The sequence below is a fragment of the Mycolicibacterium sp. ND9-15 genome, from assembly GCF_035918395.1.
Taxonomy (GTDB): domain Bacteria; phylum Actinomycetota; class Actinomycetes; order Mycobacteriales; family Mycobacteriaceae; genus Mycobacterium.
This window is the reverse complement of record NZ_CP142362.1, coordinates 1,634,785-1,653,976: the sequence shown is the minus strand read 5'-3', so window position 1 is coordinate 1,653,976 and position 19,192 is coordinate 1,634,785. Positions and strand designations below refer to the sequence as shown.

The window sequence follows — 19,192 nt, the reverse complement described above, 5'->3', positions numbered from 1 at the left end:
ACCCACCATGGACAACCGCAAGTACAACCGCGCGGGTGGACAGGCGCGCGCGCGGGAGGTCGAAGAAGACACCCGCCGGTTACGGGAGTTCGACACGTTCGCGAAGTTCTCCGACGAAGACCTCAAGCATCTGGCTCAAGCGGCCCATCGCACCTCGACGTCGGGGCCGTGGCCACTGATCCGGGAGAAGACTCCGTCGGACGCCTGCTACATCCTGCTCGAGGGTGAGGTCGGGGTGTACGTCGGCCACGACCGCATCGCCGTGGTCGGCCCCGGTGAGGTGATCGGCGAATCGGTACTGCGTCGCGGTGCGCTGCGCAACGCGACAGTGACGACGACAGGCCGGGCCGAGGTGCTGCACATCGCGCGTGACGACCTCGACCGCCTGCTCGAGGAGATACCGGCGCTGCGCGAGGCGATGGACGCGACGGTCGCCCGCCACACCCCGCAAGCCACCGAACCGAGCTGACCTGGCGTAACCGCGCTCGTGGTTTGACGTGGGTGTAAACCCGGGTACGTGCACGGAATGGAACGGCTGAGCGCGTTCGACGCCAGTATGTTGTACAGCGAATCATCCAGCGTGCCATTGCATGTGTGCTCGATCGCCTGCCTGGACACGTCCACGATTCCCGGCGGCTACAGCTTCGAGCGAGTTCGCGACCAACTGGCATCGCGGCTGAAGGCGCTGCCGGAGTTACGGGCGAAGCTCGCGAACAGCCCGCTCAATCTCGATCACCCCGTGTGGGTCGAAGACGACGACCCGGATCTGTCCTACCATCTGCGCCGCAGCGCGCTGCCGGCACCGGGCGGGCGCGCCGAACTGGTGGAGATGTGCGGACGGATCGCGTCGTCTCCGCTGGACCGCAGCAAGCCGCTGTGGGAGATGTGGGTGATCGAAGGCATCGCCGAAACCAATCCACATGACGCGGGTGACATCGCGCTGATGATCAAGGTGCACCACGCCGCGGTGGACGGGGTGTCGGCGGCCAACCTCATCAGCAAGCTCTGCGACACCGAGCCCGGCGCCCCGTCTCCCGAACCGGTCGCCGGGCCCGGCGGAGCCAAGCCGTTCGAGATCGCCGTCGGGGGCCTGATGCGGTCATTGGCCCGTCCGCTGGAACTGGCGAGGGCCGTGCCCGCGACGATGTCGACGATCGCGAGCACCCTGAGCCGCGCCCGCAGCGGTAAAACCATGGCCGCACCCTTCAAGGCACCGGCGACGGTGTTCAACGCCGAGATCACCGCCGACCGCACCATCGCACTGGCACAGCTGGAGTTGGATGACGTCAAGCGTGTGAAGGACGCGTTCGACGTCAAGGTCAACGACGTGGTGATGGCGTTGTGCGCCGGCGCGCTGCGTGAGTACCTGCACAAGCGTGGAGAGTTGCCGGACAAGCCGCTCGTGGCGGTGGTCCCGGCGTCGGTGCACGACAAATCCGATCGGCCGGGCCGCAACCAGCTCTCCGGCTTCTTCTGCAACCTGCAGACCCACATCGAGGATCCTGTCGAGCGGCTGCGCGTCATCGCCGAATCTAGTTCGCACGCAAAGGATCACAGCTCCGCTATCGCCCCGACGCTGCTAGCTGACGTGACTCAGGCGCTGCCGCCCCCGTTGTTCGGTGTGGCGCTGGAGGTGATGTCGCACAGCCCGCTGAAGCACACCCCGATCCACAACGTCGTCATCTCGAATGTGGCTGGACCGCAGACCGAGTTGTATGCGATGGGCGCCGAGTTGAAGGCGCTGTATCCGCTCGGGCCGATCTTCCACGGGTCGGGGCTCAACATCACGGTGCTGTCGTTGAGCGGCAAGCTGAACATCGGGATCATCTCGTGCCGCAAGCTGGTGGGCGATCTCTGGGATCTGGCCGACCGCTTCGAAGCCGAGTTGGAGGAGTTGCTGGCCTATTGCTGATCGTCAGCAGGGCGCTTTGATCTCGAAGGGCATCGTCCGCGACTTCCCGGGGTGGCGCCGGTCGCTCCCGACGACGGTGCCCGAGACGGTGTAGACGCTGCCCCGGGCGGTGGCGTCGGCTTTACTGGCGTCGCCGCCGAAGGCGCCGTTGATGTCGTTGACGTTCTCGATGGTGACGGTCCGGACGATCGGCTCGGTGCCGCCGAGTTCCAAGAAGACCTGGGCGCTGCCCGGCTCCGCCTTCGCGTCGATCATCATGGACCATTCGTGCTGTGTGCACTCAACGGATCGGGTTTTCAGCGTCGTGCCGTCGATGGTGATGTGGCCGGATTGCGGGGGTTCCTCGGAGGGCGTCGGTCCGGTGAGCCCGCATCCGGAGACGACGGCTACCAACGCCGTCAGGCCGCTGAACCGGAACCGCATGGAACACCTCCGCCCTGACTTGGGCAGGCTACCCCGATCGCGTATTGCGTAGGGCAGTCGTGCTGAAAAAGCCTCGCGCTGGCCCGGTACTCATGCAGGCGAGGTTTCTTCGAGCGGTCGTCGAGGTATCCGACCGAAACCGGACCGAACGCGAGCCGAAGGAGCAGACCGTGAGCGCAACAGACAAGGCGAAGAACAAGGCCGAGGATCTCGGCGGCAAGGCGAAGGAAGCCGTCGGCAACCTGACCGGTGATGAGCAGGCCCGCGACGAGGGCCGGGGCGACCAGGCCAAATCCAACATCAAAGACGCCGGCGAGAAGGTCAAGGACGCCTTCAAGAAGTAAGCACTTTCGGTCGGTTCAGTCGTAGATGACGGCCAATCCCCGGCGCTGCAGGTCGGCCAAGGCGTCACGCATGGCCGCAAGCTGCTCGGGGGAATGCCCGACCCAGTCGGTGACCTCGCCGGCGATTCTGACGGGCCTGCGCGTTCGGTAGGACCGCGTGGGATTTCCGGGGAGCTTCTTGTCGGTGACGTTCGGGTCGTCCTCCACGGCGCCTTCTGGTTCCACGATGTAGATGCGGCCCCGTCCCTCGCCCACGGCCAGTTCGGCCCCCCACGCGGCGGCGTCCAACGTCTGGGTCACGTAGACGTGGTTCGAGATGCGCCCGTCCTCGAAGTTCGACCGGCGCCCGGGCACCAACAGGTCGCCCACCGACAGGTCGGCCTTGGTGCCGTGCAGGAAGGCGCCGGATTCGTGGACTTCGAACGGTTCTGGCGTACTCGGCACGATGGTCCTCCGTCTGTTGCGGTCGAGGTCGGACGATTGTGCAACACGTCAGGGGGCTTGCCGCAAGCCCCGCTCCGGGTCGTACAGTGAGAGCGGGAAGACGTTCGCTAGGTCTTGTCCGAATCCAGCTGGGATCGCAGAAAGACGAGTACCTCGTCCGCGGTGGCGAAACCCCCGAGATGGCTTTCCTGGTGGCGGAGAACGAGTTCCGCGGACGGTAGGAGATCGATCGCGGCTTTGGCATCCCGTAGCGGCACGATGTTGTCCGCGTCGCCGTGCCACCACCGCACCGGTGCGCTCACATCGGCGAGCCGAAACCCCCAGTCGCGGCCGAACAGTCGGGCGTCGTCGACGATCGCCTGAAAACGGCCCTTGGACACCAGTATCAGGTCGTCGATGAACATGCCCTCCATCTCGGGATCCTTCAGCACCCGCCGGTCACCTTCGGGGACGAGGCTGGCGTAGGCCTGGCAGACATAGTGCGCGAGTGGTAATGCCGGCAGCAGCAACCCGTTGACGGTTTCGGCTATGGGCCGGCGGAGTCCGTGCAGAACCGGCGCGAAACGGCGGGCCAGTTCGATGGCGCCCGTGGCGAGGGCGTCCGGTCCGACCGATGGAACGATGCCGCCGAGTACGGCCACCGCCGCGACCCTGCCGGCAAGGGGTGAGACGGCAGCGCACGCCAGTGCGTACGGTCCGCCGCCCGACAGCCCTGCGACCGCGAGGCGTTCGGCGCCGAGTGCGTCGGCGACGTGCGTCATGTCCGAGGCCCAGTCCGCGATCGACCGGTAGGGGTGCGGGTCGGACAGGCCGGTGCCGGGTCGGGCGACGTTCACGACGCGCAGGTTCAGCTTTTCGGCGGCGCGGCGGCCGATCAGCGGGAACTGGCGCCGACCGCCGGGTGTGCCGTGAAACCACAGCACCGGATCGCCCCCCGGGTCGCCGAACTCGGCAAAGCCGAGGCGGCGTCCACTCGGCAGGTAGAAGCGTCCCTCGGCGCGTGGCTTCTCGACGCGAGGTACTCGAACCGGGTGTCGGATCAGGTTGACCATTTCGACTGGATCGTAAGCGCGCGAGGCCGGCCCATGGTCAGAATCAATCGAAACCGGCCACTCGGCAACGCTTGTCAGTCTGGCGGACCCTCGGGTTCGCCGGTGGCGAAATCGAATTCGGACATGGTCGATCTGGTTTGTCGCTCGGGATACGTCTCGTGATGGTATGGGCGGTCGGAATTCAACTCCCAGGGAAACGGCATAGCTCTCCATTGGCGTCGGCAACAGCGCAAAACGCTACGCAACGTTGCGCGGTGTCGGGTAACTATCCGGTGTGGGATGCATTGCGACTGGGGCACATCAAGATCGGTGACCTCATCCGTCCCGACGCTCGAAGTGTTGGTAGTCCTTCGGCGTTCGCCAGTCGCCGCCCCAGCGCCAGCCGCGTTCGGTGAAGATCCGCACCGCGGGGTCCCCGTCGTGCAGCAGGCCCGGGTCGATGCGGTTGCGGTCGAGGTAAGGCCCGGCGTTGGCGGGCTGGAATGCGCCCGTGCTGTCGATGTAGGGGTTCAGAAGGGGGTTGATGTCGATGGCCTGGCCGTAGGCGTGCAGGGACCAGCTGCCGGTGCCCGGGATGTCGCGGCAGTTGAACGCCGAGGTGTTGTTGTCCCGCATGGACAACTCGTCGTCGGCGCCCGGGTAGTGGTCGGGCGTGCGCATCTTCTCGATGGGGTAGCGCGCTTGGCGCAGTTGCTCGAAGATCTCGATGACCTCAGGCACCAGGTCTTCGTGCACGATCAGTTCCCCGCGGTGGGTCTGCAGGTCCATTCCGAGGTAGTCGATCTCGACTCGCCGCAGTTGCGCCGGCTCCAAAGGGCAACCGGGCCGCCAACTTTCACCCAGCTCTGCGGCGGTGACGGGTAGGACCTGGGCGGGTGCGGGCGATGGGCTGGTGGGTGGCGGCGTAGGTGCGGCGATGGCCGGCGGTGGAGTGGTGGTGCTCGGTGAGGCGGGTGCGGACGGCGGAGTCGGGGAGGCACACTGCACGAGGAGTGCGCCGGCTGCCGTGACGGCCGCCAGCCTGGCGACGACGGCCACCCGACGACCGCTGTGCCCGACCATCGCCGGATCGTACTGCGTTCTGCGGCGGCTCACTTCGCCAACCACGGCTGCCGGTGCTACCTGCCGAACAGCGCCGCCACGACCTCCCGCGACGGCACCCCGGCGGTGGTGAGCGTGATGCTGTGCCGTCCGATCGGCACATGCACCAGCGGACCCGTCGGCTCACCGTCGAGCAACACCGCTGTGCCGGGTGGTAGCCCGGCGAGGGTGACGCGCGCGACGGTGTCGGTCGACACGTCGATGCTCGACGCGGCCAGCGTCGCGAGCCCGGCCCGGGCGACGTCGAGGGTCACCTGCGCTACCGCCGTGAGCTTGAGCGTCAGGAACGGCATCGGCTCGACGGCCGAGCCCGTGCGCCACTGGAGTTCGGTGTATAGGCCGGGTTCGTCGAGATCCGGTTCGATGCCGCGGCGGCGCCTGATGGTTCGCGACGGATCCGGACGCGCATACGACCGCGCGTCGACCGATGCGAGCGCCCCGCGTCTGCCGGTCAGGGTCGGATCGGCCAGCAGGTTCGACAACCACCAAACGCGGTGCGGCCCAATGCCGAGGTCGGGCCGTACCAGCTCGGGATACCAGGAGAACGTGATGTGCCCGGGGTCGCCCTGACGCGGGTCGGTGCGCATGTGCGAGATGGGGTCGTCGAACTCGTCCTCGAGCGCCCACGAGATGTGGTCCTCGAAGGGGTAGACGGTGAACCGGTAGCGGTAGCCCAGCCGGTCCAGTTCGAGCACCTGCGACAGCACCGAGGTGATCGGCACCAGTCCGTCGAGCACGCCGTGGGCGATCACGAACGGCAGCCACCGTCCGTTGGGTAGCAGCTCCCAGGTGTCACCCTCGCGCGCACAGTGCGAGTTCGGGTCGAGGTCACCGGGGATCTCGACGTTGGGCAGCAGCCGCACCCCGCAGACGGGCGGCCCGGCCAGCACGACGGCCTGGGCGAACACCTGCGGGTAGGTCAGCCCGAGCTTGTACGCGGCGTAGCCGCCCATCGAGTAGCCGGCGATCACCGTGCGGTCGGGATCGGCGCCGAGTTGTTCGGATACGCGAGCCCACACTTCCCACACGTCGAGCTCGCCTTCGTCGAAGTACCAGCACGACGGTCCGCGGGCCAGCGGCGTCACCACCACGGACTCGCGGTCCTCGCACACCTGGCGCAGCAGGCGCGGGTCGATCGCGGCGAACTGGTTCTGTCCCAGGGCAAGTGAGTGCAGCAGCAACGTCAGCGGCAGTTTGCGTCCGGGTGCGTAGGTCGACGGCAGGCACACCGAGTAGGGCTGCACGCGACCCAGGAACTGCGGCTCGGTGTCGAGGATGTTCGTCGGGGCGACGCCCTGACCGAGTTCGATCGACGAGACGTACCACCGGGTGGAGGTGCCTTTGACGACCGGCTCCTCGGTGGTGAGACCGGCGGCCAGTTGGTCCCACCGGACGGCCAGCGAGAACTCGCCGACGTCACCGTCGGACAGCGCCGCCGCCTGCGCCTCGTCGGACCAGAAGTTCAGGTGAGCCTTCTCCTGCTGATGCGTGCGGAAGGCGACGTTGTACACGTTCGGCTGCCCGGGCAGCGCACCGCGGCCGGCCGGAATGTCAGCGAAGCCGTCACCTCTGTCGTTGGCCAGCCCGGAGGCGAGCCGGACCGTCCAGGTGCCGCTGGGTTCGATGAGCTCACGCGGCACCCTGGCGAGGAAGGAGCGCGAGCGCATGTCGACCTCGTACTCCACGGGCGCGAACGAGTCCGCCGCGAGGTCGAACACCCACGCGCCCCGCACCGAGATCAGCAGCGCCGAGTCGATGCCGGCCGAGGTGACGCCGGCTCCGGCGGGCCACTCGTCGGTGGGCGCTTGGCCGCGGTCGGTGTCGAAGGTGAACAGCGCGATGGGGATCGTCGGGTCGAGCAGCGTGTTCCAGTCGACCCGCCACCAGGTGTGCGTGTCGCTGAGCCCGATGGCGACGCGGAAGATGTCGGCGCCGTTGCGAGCCGCCGGCCCGTCGGGGTAGACGTAGGTGCCGCGCGGGGGTGCCAGCCCGCCGGTCGGGATGTCGACGAGGACGCCGGTCGCGCCGTGGTCGTCGTAGAGAAAGTCGGTCCAGAACAGGGCGCCGCCGGCGTAGCGACCCGTGCCGCAGGTGCGCGGAAAGTCCTCGCCGAACGGCCATCCTTGCGGCGCGGGCAGCCTCGGCTCCGGCTGCAGCGCGGCCGGCGGCACACCCTCGGGCATCCCGTTGATGGCCTTGAGGTCCGACGGCGGCGCGGACGCCTGCGGCGTGACGGCTCGCATGACCGTATCGGCGACTCCGAGTCCGATCTTGAAGGGCAGCAGGGCCAGGTCGAAAAGCGACATGGCTTCAACCTATGGGCAGGAAAGGTTTTCGCGTGGCGATTCGTGCGAGAGGCGGTCCACCAACCTGATCTCTACACACCGACTGGCGCGGCCGGTACCGGTAGCCGGGGCGGGAACTCGGCACCCGATCTCACCAGCTCGCGATAGTCGTGCACCCGTCCAGGAATCGTGCCCAGGACGGCTATGGTGCGCCCGCTGCGTCCGTACGCGGCGACGAACCTCCACTCGTCCGGATCGCCCTCGACGATATCGACGGAGTCGTAATCGCTTGGCAGGCCGAGCATCTGAAGTTTCACGTCGTACTGGTCGGACCAGAAGTACGGCACCTCGTCATAGCTGTCGGCGTGCTGCGGGCCGGCCAACAGGGTCCGCGCTGCCGCCTCGCCCTGGCGGTTCGAGTTGTCCCAGTGCTCGATACGCAGGTGTCGCTGGTACAGGGGGTGCCACCACCGTGCGACATCGCCGGCGGCCACGACGTCGCTGACCCCTTCGGCCGCACCGGTGGCATCGCAGAGCACGCCGTCGTCGACGCGCACGCTTGAACCGTTCAGCCACTCGGTGGCTGGGTGGACACCCAGGCCGATGACGACGAGATCGGCGGCGATCTTTGAGCCGTCCGTCAATCGAACCGCCTTCACGCGACGCTTACCGACGAAGCTCTGGACGCCGACGTCGGCTCGGAGGTCGACCCCGTGCCGGCGGTGCAGGTCCGCCCACCGGGGTGCCAACTCCTTTCCCAGCGCGGACCGCAAGGGATCTGAACCCCGTTGTATCAGAGTTACTTTCAGCCCCAGCGACCGGCAGCTCGCAGCCACCTCGACCCCGATGAAGCCGCCGCCCACCACTACGACGCGGGGGCGTGAGGCGAGGCGTTTCCGGATCGCGAGGCAGTCGTCAACCGTACGCAACACGAACACCCCGTCGGGCACCGGACCGCCCGGCCATTCCCGGGCGACGGCACCGCTGGCGATCACCAGCCCGTCGAACCGCAGCGACAGATCCCGATCGCCGTCCCGGACGTGAACGATGCGCGCCCCCTCGTCCAAGCCGACCGCCGATGCCCCGCGCAGCATCCTGGCGTCGAGGTCGAACCGTGGTGCCATGTCGATGCCGGCCCGATAAATCTCGCCGGTCAGCAGTTTCTTCGAAAGCGGTGGCCGATGGTAGGGCGCATGGCGTTCGTCGCCCACGATCGTCAGCGCACCGTCAAAGCCGTCCTGCCGCAGGGTTTCCGCCGCTCGGACCCCGGCGACCCCGGCCCCGACGACGAGCACGTCTCGCAGTTCTCGTTCTGTCGGCATCGGGGTTCAGTCCTTCACCACGATCGCGCGGGTGGGGCAGGACACCTCCGCGCCCTTCAACTTCTCCCGAAGCTCCTCGGCCGGGGACTCTTGAAGCACGTGCAGGCCGTCCTCCCGCACGTCGAACACTTCACGGCAGATGCTCATGCAGACGCCGTTGCCGTCGCACGTATCGAGGTCCACCACGACCTTCATCGCGCCTGCGCCCTTTCCTCCGCCGGTTCAGTGGCGCCGCTTCGACTCGGGGATCCGGCGCGTTCGCGGGCGGCGCGGGCTGCCGGCGAGTGCTCCAGATAGTCGATTGCCATCTGCGTGTTCGCTTCGGTGCTGGGATGGTGGCTCGGCCGCATGTAACGGAGGGGGACCGTCACGAGGATGTTCCACGGGCCCGGCAGCTTGTATTCGCGGGCCGCGCGCAGCCAGTCTCGAAACCGCCACTTCTGGTTGAGGGAGGGGTCGTGATCCATCAGATAGCGCGCCCCGGCGATCCACCAGCCGACGAACAGCGGGGCGGTGATCAACATGGACGTCGCGCGAATCCAGTAGCTGCCGCAGACATGCTGATACACGTCGAACACCAGCGAGCGGTGCTCGACCTCCTCTGCACCGTGCCACCGCAGCAGGTCCAGCATTACCGGGTCGGCACGCGCGTAGTCGAGACCGCGGTTCTGCAGCACCCACTGTCCCAGCACCGCGGTGAAGTGCTCGAGTGCCGCGACGTCGGCAAGCCGGCGGTAAAGCCACCACCGCTTGAGCGGCGGCGGGAAGAACTTCGGCGGGTCGCCCAGCGTTCTCGACAACGACTTGCCGAGCCGGTCGGTGTAGGGCTTGGTGTCGATTCCCTGTTCGGCCAGGTGATCCAGCACCACTTGATGCGCCCATGCGTGCCACGACTCCTGCTGGATGAACGGTTTGATGGACGCTTCGAGTTCGGGGTCGTCGACCAGGGACGACGCTTCCAGGACCGCCTTGATGAAGTGTCGTTCACCCTCGGGCAGGAGCAGATGCAAGACATTCATCATGTGCGTGGCGAATGGATCGCCGGGGACCCAGTGAACCGGCGTCTCCGACCAGTCGAATCGGACCATCCGGCGATACTTCGGGTATCCGTCGTGGTGCAGTGCGACTTCGGGCATCGAGACCTCTTCCGCCAACCGACAGAGCGCCGCCGGTTCCTTCTTCCGTGACGGGCCCAGTCGACGCTGGCAGGAACGCGCGCTGGGCGACCGTCCATCAGGTCGCGTACCCAACCGGGCCGCGCGGTATTCGCGCCGGCGGCAGCGGTTTCGCTGTGGGTTGGCTGTGTGCCGGGCGCTACTCGGCGAGCAGGTTCACGGCACGGGCGAAGACGGCGGGCACTGACGCCGCCGCCGGCACCAACCGTGAGCGAACCGGCGGGAACGCGGTGGCGCGCACCAGCCCCGCGGTGAGCATCCGGTAGCGACGCGACATGCTCCGCCACCGCCGCTCGTAGTCGGCGGGCCGGTCCGCGGCGATGCAGTCCACCAGCAGTTCGGCGGCGCCGAACGCGATACCCAGTCCCTCGCCGGTCAGCGCGTCGACGTAGCCGGCGGCGTCACCGACCAACAGCACCCGCCCGGCCACCCGCTGCCGCACACTCTGCCGCAACGGCCCGGCCGCCCGTTCGGGTCCGTGAGCGTGTGCGGTCACGCGTTCGCGGAGCGCGGGAAACGACTCGAGATGGTGGTCGAACCCGCCCCGCCGCGCGGTGAGGATCGCGACGCCCACGCAGTCCTCGGCGACCGGCGTTACGTAGGCCTCGCCGTCGTCGGACCAATACACCTCGACGCAGTCGCTCCACGGCGCCACCGCGTAATGCCGGCGGATGCCCCACCGCCGCGGTCCCGAACGGCAGCCGGCCAGCCCGAGCGACGCTCGGATCGGCGAGTGCAGTCCGTCCGCAGCGGCCAGATAACGCGCGCGAAAACCGTTGGCTCGCACCGATTCGCCATCTTGGTAAACGGTGCCGACGTCTCCGGTCTCGATATGAATCCCGGCCGTCGACGCCGCCTCCCACAGCGCGACATGCAACGCCGTGCGGCGGACGCCAAGGCCCGCCCCGCCGCGGAACCGCCCGGTGACCCGGCACCGCCCGTCGCTGTAGGTGATTCCCACGAACGGCCGTCCCGCGGGATCGACACCAAGCCCCTGTAGCTGACGCAGCGTGTGCGGCATCAGCCCCTCGCCGCACGCCTTGTCGACGGGCGCCGGCCGCCGCTCGACGACCACCACCTCGAGCCCGGCCCGAGCGCCGTGGATGGCGGTGGCCAGACCCGCCGGTCCGCCGCCCGCCACCAGCAGGTCGATCATCGGAGGGCGCCCAGCGCCGCATTCTCCACCCGGATACGCGTCCGCAGCAGCGCCGTGTTGAGCACCGTGAACACCGCCGCGGTGACCCAGGCGGTATGCACCAGCGGTAGCGCCAACCCCTCGATGGCGACCGCGACGTAGTTCGGGTGCGGGACATAGCGATACGGCCCGCGGGTGATCTTGGTCGCATCTGGGATCACGACGACGCGGGTGTTCCACTGCCGGCCGAGTGTGGCGATGCACCACCACCGCAACCCCTGGGCGGCCAACACGAGCGCGAGCATCGGCCAGCCCAACGCCGGTACGAACGGCCGAAACGACGCTTCCACCAGGCAGCCCGCCAGCAACCCCGTGTGCAGGACGACCATGGCGGGATAGTGGCCGGTTCCAGACTCCACACCACCGTGCTCCCGACTCCACGTCGAATTACACCGCGACACAACGAGTTCGGCGAGCCGTTCGACGGCCACCGCGGCGATCAACAACCCGTACCAGAGCATCGTCAGCGCCAGCGCAGCAGCACCAGCTCCGCGCAGAAGCCCGGCCCCATCGCCATCATCAACCCCGGCGTGCCGGCGGGGGACGGCTTGGCGCGGGCGTCGCGCAAGATGTGCAGCACCGACGACGACGACACGTTGCCGATCTCGGCCAGTGAGCGCCACGACAATTCGAGCGCGGCGTCATCGAGGTCCAGCGTGGCCGTGATCGCCTCGAGTACCCGCGGACCGCCGGGGTGCGACACCCACGAGCCGATGTCGCCGACGGTCAGGTCGTGCTCGGCGAGGAAGCTGGTGACGTCGTCGGCGAAGTAGCGCTCGATCAGGCCGGGCAGATCGGGCGAGAGCACCAGCTGAAAGCCCGACGGGCCGACGTCCCAGCCCATGGTGCCCAACGAGTCGGGGTAGAGCCGGCTGCGAGTGGCCACCACATCCGGTCCACTCGCCCGAATCCGTTGTGCGCGAGATGAACCCACCGAGACGACCGCGCCGGCGCCGTCGGCGAACAGCGCACTGCCGACCAGGGCGGCCATCGTGGGCTGCGCGGCCGGGAACATCAGCGAGCACAGCTCGACCGACACCAGCGCGGCGACGTCGTCGGGATGGCCGAGCAGGTAGTCGTGCAGGCGCGCCACGCCTGCGGCGCCTGCCACGCAGCCCAGCCCGAAGATCGGCACCCGCCGTACGTCCGGACGCAGGCCGAGCCGCCCGGCGATGCGCGCATCCAGCGACGGCACGGCCACGCCGGTCACCGTCGTCGTGACGATCAGGTCCACATCTGCGGGTTGCAACCCGGCGTCGTCGAGCGCGCCCGAGAGCGCCTGGCACCCAAGCTCGACGGCGTGTTCGAGGAACAGTTCGTTGGTTTCGCCAAAGTCGCCGAGGGTCAGGTAGTCGTCCATCGGCAGGATGACGTGGCGGCTGTCGACCTGGGCGCTGGCGTGCAGGGCGCGCACCACGGCTTCGTAATTGGCGAAGGGCGAGACCTGCACGAACCGGTCCGTGATCTCCTGCTGACTGTACCGGTGCGGCGGCAACGCGCCGTGCACGCCGGCGATGACGCTCAAGGTGCTCACTCTCTAAGCACGGCCACCGGGGGTCGTTGGTTCAACGACGTCGCGGGGTTCGATTGCGGCGTCGGGATTCTCGCGCAGCCCGCGGCGGCGGTGCAGCGCGGCCAGCCAGCCGGGCGCCCACCAGTTCCATCCGCCCATCAGGTGCATGAAGGCGGGCACCAGGACCATCCGCACCAGGGTCGCGTCGACCAGGACGGCCAGCGCCAGCCCCAGGCCGAACAGCTTCAGCACCGACACGTTGGCGGCGATCAGCGCGGCGAACGAGATCGACATGATGAGCGCGGCCGCGGTGATGACCCGCCCGGTGTGGGCGATGCCGAGCGCGACGCTCTCGTCGTTGTCTGCTCGTGTCCGGCCCGACCGCAGCCAGTACTCGCGGATCCGCGAGACGAGGAAGACCTCGTAGTCCATCGACAGGCCGAAGGCGATGCAGAACAACAACACCGGAACATTGGCCACGAGCGTGCCGCTCGGCGTGGTCCCCAGCGCGCCGAGGTGGCCGTCCTGAAAGACCCACACCATGGCCCCGAACGCGGCCGTCAGCGAAAGGACGTTCAGCACAAGCGCTTTGAGCGGTACCACGACGCTTCCGGTCAGCAAAAACAGCAGGGCCAGCATGATGGTCGCGATGAGGCACAGCACGAGCGGCAGCCGGGTGGTGATGGCGTCGATGCTGTCACTGTTGGTGGCGGCGGTGCCGGTCAGCAGGGCGTCGCGGCCGGCGGGCGCCGGCACCGCGTCGAGGCGGTCGAGTTGGGTTTCGGAGGCGTCGGAGAACAACGGGGCAGCGCTGTCGACGGTGAGGAACGCGCTGCCCTCGGCCTGACCCGCGGGCGACGAGGGTGGGCCGACGAGGCGCCCGCCGACGAATGTCCCGGTGGGCGCGGACACGGCCGACACGTCGGGCACCTCGGACAGCGCGGTGGCGTAGGCGCTGAACTCGTCGGCGGTGACGCCCGCCGCGTCGGGCAGCACGATGGTGACGGCGGTGTCGGTGTTGGTGGCGAAGTCGTTGCGCAGCTGGTCGCCGACCTGGTGCGCGGAGGCGCTCTTGGGCAGGACGCGGTCGTCGGGCAGTCCCGGCCGCACGCCGAGAAACGGCAGGCCGAGCAGGACCAGGAGCGTGACGCCGGCCAACCCGAGCGGAACGGCCCGGCGCATGACGAAGGTGGCGCACCGGTACCAGAACCGTTGCTCGACGGGTCGCGGCTCGGGTTCTCGTCGGCCGAGGAGACGGCGGGCCAGGCGGCGGACGTCCAGCGCGTCGATGCGACGGCCGAGCAACACCAACCCGGCGGGGGTAACCACGAGGGCGGCGGCGGCGCAGAACGCCACGGTGGCCACGCCGGCGTAGGCGAACGATTTGAGGAAGTGCATGGGAAACAGCACCAGGACCGACATCGACAGCGCGACGGTCGTCGCGGAGAACACGACGGTGCGGCCGGCGGTGGTCATCATGCGGGTGAGCGCGACGTCGAAGGACGCGCCGTCGGCCAGCTCGTCGCGGTAGCGGCTGATCATCAGCAGCGTGTAGTCGATGGCCAGGGCGAGGCCCATCGCGGTGGTGAGGTTCAGTGCGAAGATCGACACGTCGGTGCCGAAGGAGACGATCCGCAGGACGGCCAGCGCGCCGACGATCGCCATGATGCCGACGGCGACGGGCAGCGCAGCCGTCAGCAGGCCGCCGAACACCCACACCAGGACCAGGAAGCTCAGCGGAATCGCCAGCGATTCCATCACCACCAGGTCGCGCTGGGACTGGGCGGTGAGCTGCACGTTGACCATCGCGACGCCGCCCGCGCGGACGGTGACGCCGTCGCGGTCGAGCCGCTCGGTGAGCTCCTTGGCGTGCCGCTGCTGGGCGGCCTCGTCGCCGACGATGCCCGCGACGATAAGACCCGAGGTGCGGTCCTTGCTGATGAGTTCGGCGGCGGCCGCGGGCGGCACGGTCCACGGTGAGGTGAGGTTCGCGATGTGCGGGGACCGGGTCAACTGGTCGACGATGTCGATGCCCGCTGTCCTGGCGGCGGGGCTGTCGACGCCGTCGGGCGACCAGACGGTGATGAGCAGTTGCACGTCGCCCTGGTCGAACTTGTCGGTCAGCAGCTGGGTGGCACGCGACGAGTCGGAGTCCGGGTCCTGGAACCCGCTGGGCGACAGTTTGCCGGCGACTGGGACGCCGAGCACGCCGAGCGCGACCATCAGCAGCGCCGCCAGCACGATGACGGTGCGGGGCGCGCGAAGGGCCAGTCGGGCGATCCGGTAGAGCAGGGCGGTCTCCGATCCCGTAAGGGGTGAGAGGCTCTCTATCAATTCACGGTGCCGTAGGGCCGCGGGTTCACGTCACGGTGGAGAAGTAGTTCGTCGGGCGATCCGCCCATCGATGCGCTGGATCGAGTGATCGAGAGTCCACGGCGTTAGAAGCCTGCTTCGATGTCGGCGACGGCCTGATTCGCCTCGGGCCCACAGACGGTGACGAGATCGACGGGGCCGGCGGCCAGCAGGTTGTCCATGCGACGTCTGAGGTCACCGGAAACGACGTGCTCGTACAGGTTGGCGCCCGGGCAGGAGGTGTCGTGGCTTGCGTCTCGGTGACCCTGCAGCGTCGCCGTCGGGATGCCGTACCTCGTGGCCGCCCATGCGAACGCCAGGGCGGCTCCGTTCAACTGAGCCTCCGTCACCTGTTCCTCGTCGAAGTTCCCTTCGCAGACGACGAGAAAATGCCCAGTCGGGTCGTAGCTGGTCGCGGTGTCGCCGACAAGCGCGGGATTCCGGAGCTCGTAGAGGTTGCCGTCGCGATCCACGCTGACGTGATAGGCGATGTCGATCCAGCCCTTCGAGTCCTGGTGGTAGTGCTGATGCTGGCGGAGCCGGGCCGGCGCGTTGCTGTTGTCGCCGAGCATGACGGCGGTGTGGTGGATGGTCATGCGACTGAGCGGGTTCGGTCGGCCGCCGGGCCGCGCCGGCTTGGCGCCCCAGGCGTCCCGGCACAGCACCACACGGGACGCTTGTGAGAGGGCAGGTTCGGGTGTCGGCGCCGGCGTTGACAATGGCGGCGGACTGGCCGCCGCGGGGGGTGTGGAACTGGTCGTAGGCGGAACAGGGGATGAGGTGGCTGTCCGCCGGTAGGCAGGTGGTGCTTGGCAAGCGCTGAGGGCCGCAGCGGCCAGTCCGGCGGTTCCCGCGAGTCGCAGAAGTCGGCGGCGGCTGATCCTGGAACCGCCATCGGACCGGCCGGGTGCAGGCGTGTCCACGGTCGCCACGATACGTAACCGGGGTCCAGATCGTGACCAAGCGCGCAGGGAGCAGGGAGCCGAGTAGCCCGGGAAAAATTGACGGAGTGGTTAGCTCAGAAGTGATTCGGTGCGACCACCGCGGTCCGGACGTTTTTAGTTACGAGCATGGAATATATTGTCCCGGCATCTGCGGCTGCCGCGGCCACCGCAGTGGCTGCGAGGCCGGGTCATCACCACCTGAGTCGGGGCCGTCGTTGCGGTCAAGCGGGCTCAGTGTCCTTATGGGCCGGGGAGTCGTCGCATTCCGGTAGCCTCTGCCGCTCCGCCAAACGACGGTTCGCGTCCGTCCGGGTGGCATGCTCAAGTCATGGCAGCCGTGCCGCAAACCCGTTACGCGAAGGATGGCGACTACCACCTGGCCTACCAGGTCGTCGGGGACAACGGACCGGATCTGCTCTTCGTGCCTACCGCGACGTTTCCGATCGACCTGCTGTGGGACGACCCCACCGTCGCGGGACACCTGCGCCGGCTGGCGTCGTTCAGCCGCCTGATCCTCACCGATCTTCTGGGCGTGGGGAGTTCGGATGTGGTGCCGGTCCGCGAAAGCCCTGCGATGCAGTCCTGGACGGACGGACTCATAGCGGTACTCGACGCGGCGGCGAGTGAATGCGTGTCGCTCTTCACCATGTCGGAGTCCGCCCTCCCGGCCATGCTGTTGACCGCGAGCCATCCGCACCGCGTGCGGTCACTGGTGCTTTCGGGCGCATACGCGTCTTACCTGAGACGTCCCGGCTATCCGAGCGGAATGCCGGAGCCTGTGCTTGCGCGGTATCTCGCCCTTTACGAAGAGACTGTCGGCACGGGTGCGGTGGTCGAACATTTGGCGCCGAGTTGGGCGGACGACGCCGCGAAGCGACGGTGGTGGGCGCGCGGAGAGCGACTCGCCGGCGGCCCCGGTTATTTCAAGGCGTTGCTCGACCTGTTTCACCACACCGACGTGCGCCCGGCGCTCGAAAGCATCCAGGTGCCGACACTGCTGCTGCATCGGCGCGGTGACCGCCACGTCAATGCCGGGCACGGGCAATATCTCGCCGAGCGGATCCCGAAGGCGCGGTTGGTGACGTTGGACGGCGACGACAACGCCTGGTTCGCGGGAGACGCCGAGCGCATACTCGACGAGATCGAAGCCTTCCTCACCGGGGTGCGGCGCGCGGCGCCGACCAATCGTGTGCTCTCGACCGTGTTGTTCACCGACATCGTCGGGTCGACCGAACGCGCAGCGGCCGTCGGTGACGAGGCTTGGACGGCGACACTGGACGCACACAACCGCGTCGTCGAGCGACACGTCGCCGGCGCTCGCGGGGACATCGTCAAGTTCACCGGCGACGGTGCGCTCGCGACGTTCGACGGGCCGGCGCGAGCAATCAACTGCGCGTGCGCAATTCGCGACGCGTTGGACGATCTCGGCTTGTCGATCCGCACCGGTCTGCACACCGGCGAGGTCGAGATGGCCGACGGCGACGTACACGGCATCGCGGTACACATCGCTGCGCGCATCATGGCGCTCGCCGCACCCGGGGAAGTCCTGGTGTCGGGTGCGATCCCACCGTTGGTGCTCGGGTCCGGTATCTCGTTCGACGACCGCGGCAGCCACGAACTGAAGGGTGTGCCCGACCGGTGGCCTGTCCTGGCCGTCGAGATCTAACGAAGCTCAGCTTGTCGATTTCTGGCCAGTCGGACCTCTGCTGGCTACTAACGCAGAACCCTGGGTGCAATCTCGTTGCTAGGGTTCAAGTCTGAATGCCGGCCGGCCGGGAATTCTTGACGACGAGGTAACACCCTACGTCGCGATGAGGCCGGACTGGCGCAGCGCGTCGTCGACGAAGTCCTGGACTGGACGCGACCGGAAGAATCCGGTGTGGGCGCCTGGGTACCAGACGATTTCGGGTCTGTCCCAGTGCTCCCAGAGGTGCATGACTTGGTCGCGCGGGTGTACCAGCCGGTCGGCGACCCCGGCGTAGATGAACCGGCCGCGCATCGGCACTCGCGGCGTGAGCGAAAGCGGCGAGACCAACCGCCCGAGGGGTTGGGCCAACGCCAACGTCTGACGGCGCGGATCGTCGTGCCGCAGGCCGCCGTGACGTCCGAGAACCTCGACCAGATCGGACACCGGGACGCCCAGCACCGCACATGCCAGGCCGTCCTCGACGCTGGCGACCAGCGAGGTGATGTAGCCGCCCAGGGACATGCCGTTCAAACCGATCGCGGAGCCGGGTTCCTGGCTGCGTATCCATGAGATCAGCCGCCGGATGTCCCATACCGCCTGGGCCGCGGCGTGGACGTCGTCGAGCACATCCTGGCCCGGGAAGGCCGCGCCCTTGTGCTTGCGCGGACCGTGCAGGGGCAGCACCGGCAGCACGACGTTCAGGCCGAGGTCTTCGTGCAGATGGCGGGCACGGAAAAGTCTCAGATCGACCGAGCCCCGGCCCATCAGGGCGCCGTGCACGCACACCACCCAGGGCCGCGGTTCGCGGTGTCGCAATAGCAGCGCATGCTCACGGGTGTTCGCGGTGTAGCCCAACCAGCGGTCCCGGCCCGGTTCGCCGGGAGAGGGTTCGTATTGGCTGTCAAAGATGATGCGGTGCAACGGCTGTCCGCGAATCGTCAAGGGTGCGACCGTGACGTCGGTCGGCGGAGGTGGGGCGGCGAAGAATCCTTCCGGCCTGTCCAACCATCCCTGTTCTCCGTAGAACTCGAGCGCCGCGCGGACCTCGCGGTCGATTCGGCCTACTGTGTGCCCGTCGCCAAGAGGCAGGAACATCCGGTAGCCGAGCAGGACCAGCTCGTCGTGGAAAACCTGCCTGGCGATGGCGATGGTCGGGCGCGCGACCGCCAACTCGTGCACATGGTGATCGGGTCCGGGCGGGCTCGCCAGATACTGGCGGGCCGCCACGAAGGGCGTGACCACGTCCCAGGGACCGGCCAGTCTGCGCGCGCGACCGTTGCCGCTCTCGGGTCTGGTCATGACGAGACACTAACGCGGGGGCTGTACGGCCTCGAAAGGGACCAACGTCCACACAAAGAGTGTCCTTTGGCTGGCGTATGAACGTCCTACCGGGGTTATGTTCGACACACATCGCGAATAGAGGCAGCCCGGCGACATGCGTGG

General features: G+C 68.1%; 18 protein-coding genes. 4 read left to right on the top strand and 14 right to left on the bottom strand.

The window, feature by feature from the left end:
• The first annotated feature begins 7 nt into the window (after nucleotides 1–7).
• The gene (locus QGN32_RS08100; RefSeq protein ID WP_326548072.1) at nucleotides 8–469 is read left to right on the top strand and encodes a Crp/Fnr family transcriptional regulator; all 462 of its coding nucleotides are present in this window, start codon (nucleotides 8–10) and stop codon (nucleotides 467–469) included.
• A 57-nt stretch (nucleotides 470–526) separates the two neighbouring features.
• Nucleotides 527–1,912 carry a WS/DGAT/MGAT family O-acyltransferase gene (locus QGN32_RS08095; protein WP_326548071.1) on the top strand — a complete coding sequence of 462 codons (1,386 nt, stop codon included), beginning with the start codon at nucleotides 527–529 and terminating at the stop codon, nucleotides 1,910–1,912.
• Nucleotides 1,913–1,915: 3 nt separating this feature from the next.
• On the opposite strand, the gene QGN32_RS08090 is transcribed toward QGN32_RS08095, so the two are convergent.
• Nucleotides 1,916–2,335 carry a lipoprotein LpqH gene (locus tag QGN32_RS08090; protein ID WP_326548070.1) on the bottom strand — a complete coding sequence of 140 codons (420 nt, stop codon included), beginning with the start codon at nucleotides 2,333–2,335 and terminating at the stop codon, nucleotides 1,916–1,918.
• 170 nt (nucleotides 2,336–2,505) lie between these two features.
• On the opposite strand from QGN32_RS08090, the gene QGN32_RS08085 reads away from it, so the two are divergent.
• The gene (locus tag QGN32_RS08085; RefSeq protein WP_326548069.1) at nucleotides 2,506–2,679 is read left to right on the top strand and encodes a CsbD family protein; all 174 of its coding nucleotides are present in this window, start codon (nucleotides 2,506–2,508) and stop codon (nucleotides 2,677–2,679) included.
• Between the two features lie 15 nt (nucleotides 2,680–2,694).
• On the opposite strand, the gene arr is transcribed toward QGN32_RS08085, so the two are convergent.
• The 12 genes from arr to QGN32_RS08025 all read right to left on the bottom strand — a co-directional run bounded on the left by arr (nucleotide 2,695) and on the right by QGN32_RS08025 (nucleotide 15,714).
• Nucleotides 2,695–3,123, bottom strand: coding sequence for an NAD(+)--rifampin ADP-ribosyltransferase (gene arr, locus QGN32_RS08080; RefSeq protein WP_326548068.1), 429 nt, complete (start codon nucleotides 3,121–3,123; stop codon nucleotides 2,695–2,697).
• A 107-nt stretch (nucleotides 3,124–3,230) separates the two neighbouring features.
• Nucleotides 3,231–4,175: an alpha/beta fold hydrolase gene (locus QGN32_RS08075; RefSeq protein ID WP_326548067.1), complete on the bottom strand. Its 945-nt coding sequence runs from the start codon at nucleotides 4,173–4,175 to the stop codon at nucleotides 3,231–3,233.
• A gap of 315 nt (nucleotides 4,176–4,490) precedes the next feature.
• Nucleotides 4,491–5,237, bottom strand: coding sequence for a M15 family metallopeptidase (locus tag QGN32_RS08070; protein ID WP_326548066.1), 747 nt, complete (start codon nucleotides 5,235–5,237; stop codon nucleotides 4,491–4,493).
• Nucleotides 5,238–5,293: 56 nt separating this feature from the next.
• Nucleotides 5,294–7,582 carry an alpha/beta hydrolase-fold protein gene (locus QGN32_RS08065; protein WP_326548065.1) on the bottom strand — a complete coding sequence of 763 codons (2,289 nt, stop codon included), beginning with the start codon at nucleotides 7,580–7,582 and terminating at the stop codon, nucleotides 5,294–5,296.
• A 71-nt stretch (nucleotides 7,583–7,653) separates the two neighbouring features.
• Nucleotides 7,654–8,883: an NAD(P)/FAD-dependent oxidoreductase gene (locus QGN32_RS08060; protein ID WP_326548064.1), complete on the bottom strand. Its 1,230-nt coding sequence runs from the start codon at nucleotides 8,881–8,883 to the stop codon at nucleotides 7,654–7,656.
• A gap of 6 nt (nucleotides 8,884–8,889) precedes the next feature.
• Nucleotides 8,890–9,078: a ferredoxin gene (locus QGN32_RS08055; RefSeq protein ID WP_326548063.1), complete on the bottom strand. Its 189-nt coding sequence runs from the start codon at nucleotides 9,076–9,078 to the stop codon at nucleotides 8,890–8,892.
• Nucleotides 9,075–10,019 (bottom strand): metal-dependent hydrolase, encoded by a 945-nt coding sequence (locus QGN32_RS08050; RefSeq protein ID WP_326548062.1) that lies wholly within the window; start codon nucleotides 10,017–10,019, stop codon nucleotides 9,075–9,077. Before QGN32_RS08050 ends, QGN32_RS08055 begins: the two co-directional genes overlap by 4 nt.
• Before the next feature lie 178 nt (nucleotides 10,020–10,197).
• Complete coding sequence (locus tag QGN32_RS08045; RefSeq protein ID WP_326548061.1) at nucleotides 10,198–11,214, bottom strand: NAD(P)/FAD-dependent oxidoreductase; 1,017 nt, start codon at nucleotides 11,212–11,214, stop codon at nucleotides 10,198–10,200.
• Nucleotides 11,211–11,714, bottom strand: a complete 504-nt coding sequence (locus QGN32_RS08040) for an isoprenylcysteine carboxyl methyltransferase family protein (RefSeq protein ID WP_326548060.1) — start codon at nucleotides 11,712–11,714, stop codon at nucleotides 11,211–11,213. The genes QGN32_RS08045 and QGN32_RS08040 overlap by 4 nt, the downstream gene beginning before the upstream one ends.
• Before the next feature lie 2 nt (nucleotides 11,715–11,716).
• Nucleotides 11,717–12,778: a type III polyketide synthase gene (locus QGN32_RS08035; protein WP_326548982.1), complete on the bottom strand. Its 1,062-nt coding sequence runs from the start codon at nucleotides 12,776–12,778 to the stop codon at nucleotides 11,717–11,719.
• A 12-nt stretch (nucleotides 12,779–12,790) separates the two neighbouring features.
• On the bottom strand, nucleotides 12,791–15,058 hold the full coding sequence (locus QGN32_RS08030) for an MMPL family transporter (RefSeq protein WP_326548981.1): 2,268 nt from the start codon (nucleotides 15,056–15,058) through the stop codon (nucleotides 12,791–12,793).
• A gap of 146 nt (nucleotides 15,059–15,204) precedes the next feature.
• On the bottom strand, nucleotides 15,205–15,714 hold the full coding sequence (locus tag QGN32_RS08025; protein ID WP_326548059.1) for a peptidoglycan recognition protein family protein: 510 nt from the start codon (nucleotides 15,712–15,714) through the stop codon (nucleotides 15,205–15,207).
• Nucleotides 15,715–16,390: 676 nt separating this feature from the next.
• Between QGN32_RS08025 and QGN32_RS08020 the strand changes: the two genes are divergently transcribed.
• Entirely contained in the window at nucleotides 16,391–17,728 is a 1,338-nt protein-coding gene (locus QGN32_RS08020; RefSeq protein ID WP_326548058.1) for an adenylate/guanylate cyclase domain-containing protein, read from the top strand.
• Between the two features lie 135 nt (nucleotides 17,729–17,863).
• Here the strand turns inward: QGN32_RS08020 and QGN32_RS08015 are convergent, their stop codons facing one another.
• Nucleotides 17,864–19,048 carry an alpha/beta hydrolase family protein gene (locus QGN32_RS08015; protein ID WP_326548057.1) on the bottom strand — a complete coding sequence of 395 codons (1,185 nt, stop codon included), beginning with the start codon at nucleotides 19,046–19,048 and terminating at the stop codon, nucleotides 17,864–17,866.
• Between the last annotated feature and the right edge of the window lie 144 nt (nucleotides 19,049–19,192).

What these genes read in the sequence shown, in the direction of transcription:
- QGN32_RS08045 (WP_326548061.1), bottom strand. Translation starts at nt 11,214, where the DNA reads ATGATCGACCTGCTGGTGGCGGGCGGCGGACCGGCGGGTCTGGCCACC.
- QGN32_RS08090 (WP_326548070.1), bottom strand. Translation starts at nt 2,335, where the DNA reads ATGCGGTTCCGGTTCAGCGGCCTGACGGCGTTGGTAGCCGTCGTCTCC.
- QGN32_RS08065 (WP_326548065.1), bottom strand. Translation starts at nt 7,582, where the DNA reads ATGTCGCTTTTCGACCTGGCCCTGCTGCCCTTCAAGATCGGACTCGGA.
- QGN32_RS08020 (WP_326548058.1), top strand. Translation starts at nt 16,391, where the DNA reads ATGGCAGCCGTGCCGCAAACCCGTTACGCGAAGGATGGCGACTACCAC.
- QGN32_RS08040 (WP_326548060.1), bottom strand. Translation starts at nt 11,714, where the DNA reads ATGCTCTGGTACGGGTTGTTGATCGCCGCGGTGGCCGTCGAACGGCTC.
- QGN32_RS08095 (WP_326548071.1), top strand. Translation starts at nt 527, where the DNA reads ATGGAACGGCTGAGCGCGTTCGACGCCAGTATGTTGTACAGCGAATCA.
- QGN32_RS08100 (WP_326548072.1), top strand. Translation starts at nt 8, where the DNA reads ATGGACAACCGCAAGTACAACCGCGCGGGTGGACAGGCGCGCGCGCGG.
- QGN32_RS08055 (WP_326548063.1), bottom strand. Translation starts at nt 9,078, where the DNA reads ATGAAGGTCGTGGTGGACCTCGATACGTGCGACGGCAACGGCGTCTGC.
- QGN32_RS08025 (WP_326548059.1), bottom strand. Translation starts at nt 15,714, where the DNA reads ATGACCATCCACCACACCGCCGTCATGCTCGGCGACAACAGCAACGCG.
- QGN32_RS08050 (WP_326548062.1), bottom strand. Translation starts at nt 10,019, where the DNA reads ATGCCCGAAGTCGCACTGCACCACGACGGATACCCGAAGTATCGCCGG.
- QGN32_RS08075 (WP_326548067.1), bottom strand. Translation starts at nt 4,175, where the DNA reads ATGGTCAACCTGATCCGACACCCGGTTCGAGTACCTCGCGTCGAGAAG.
- QGN32_RS08070 (WP_326548066.1), bottom strand. Translation starts at nt 5,237, where the DNA reads ATGGTCGGGCACAGCGGTCGTCGGGTGGCCGTCGTCGCCAGGCTGGCG.
- QGN32_RS08015 (WP_326548057.1), bottom strand. Translation starts at nt 19,048, where the DNA reads ATGACCAGACCCGAGAGCGGCAACGGTCGCGCGCGCAGACTGGCCGGT.
- QGN32_RS08060 (WP_326548064.1), bottom strand. Translation starts at nt 8,883, where the DNA reads ATGCCGACAGAACGAGAACTGCGAGACGTGCTCGTCGTCGGGGCCGGG.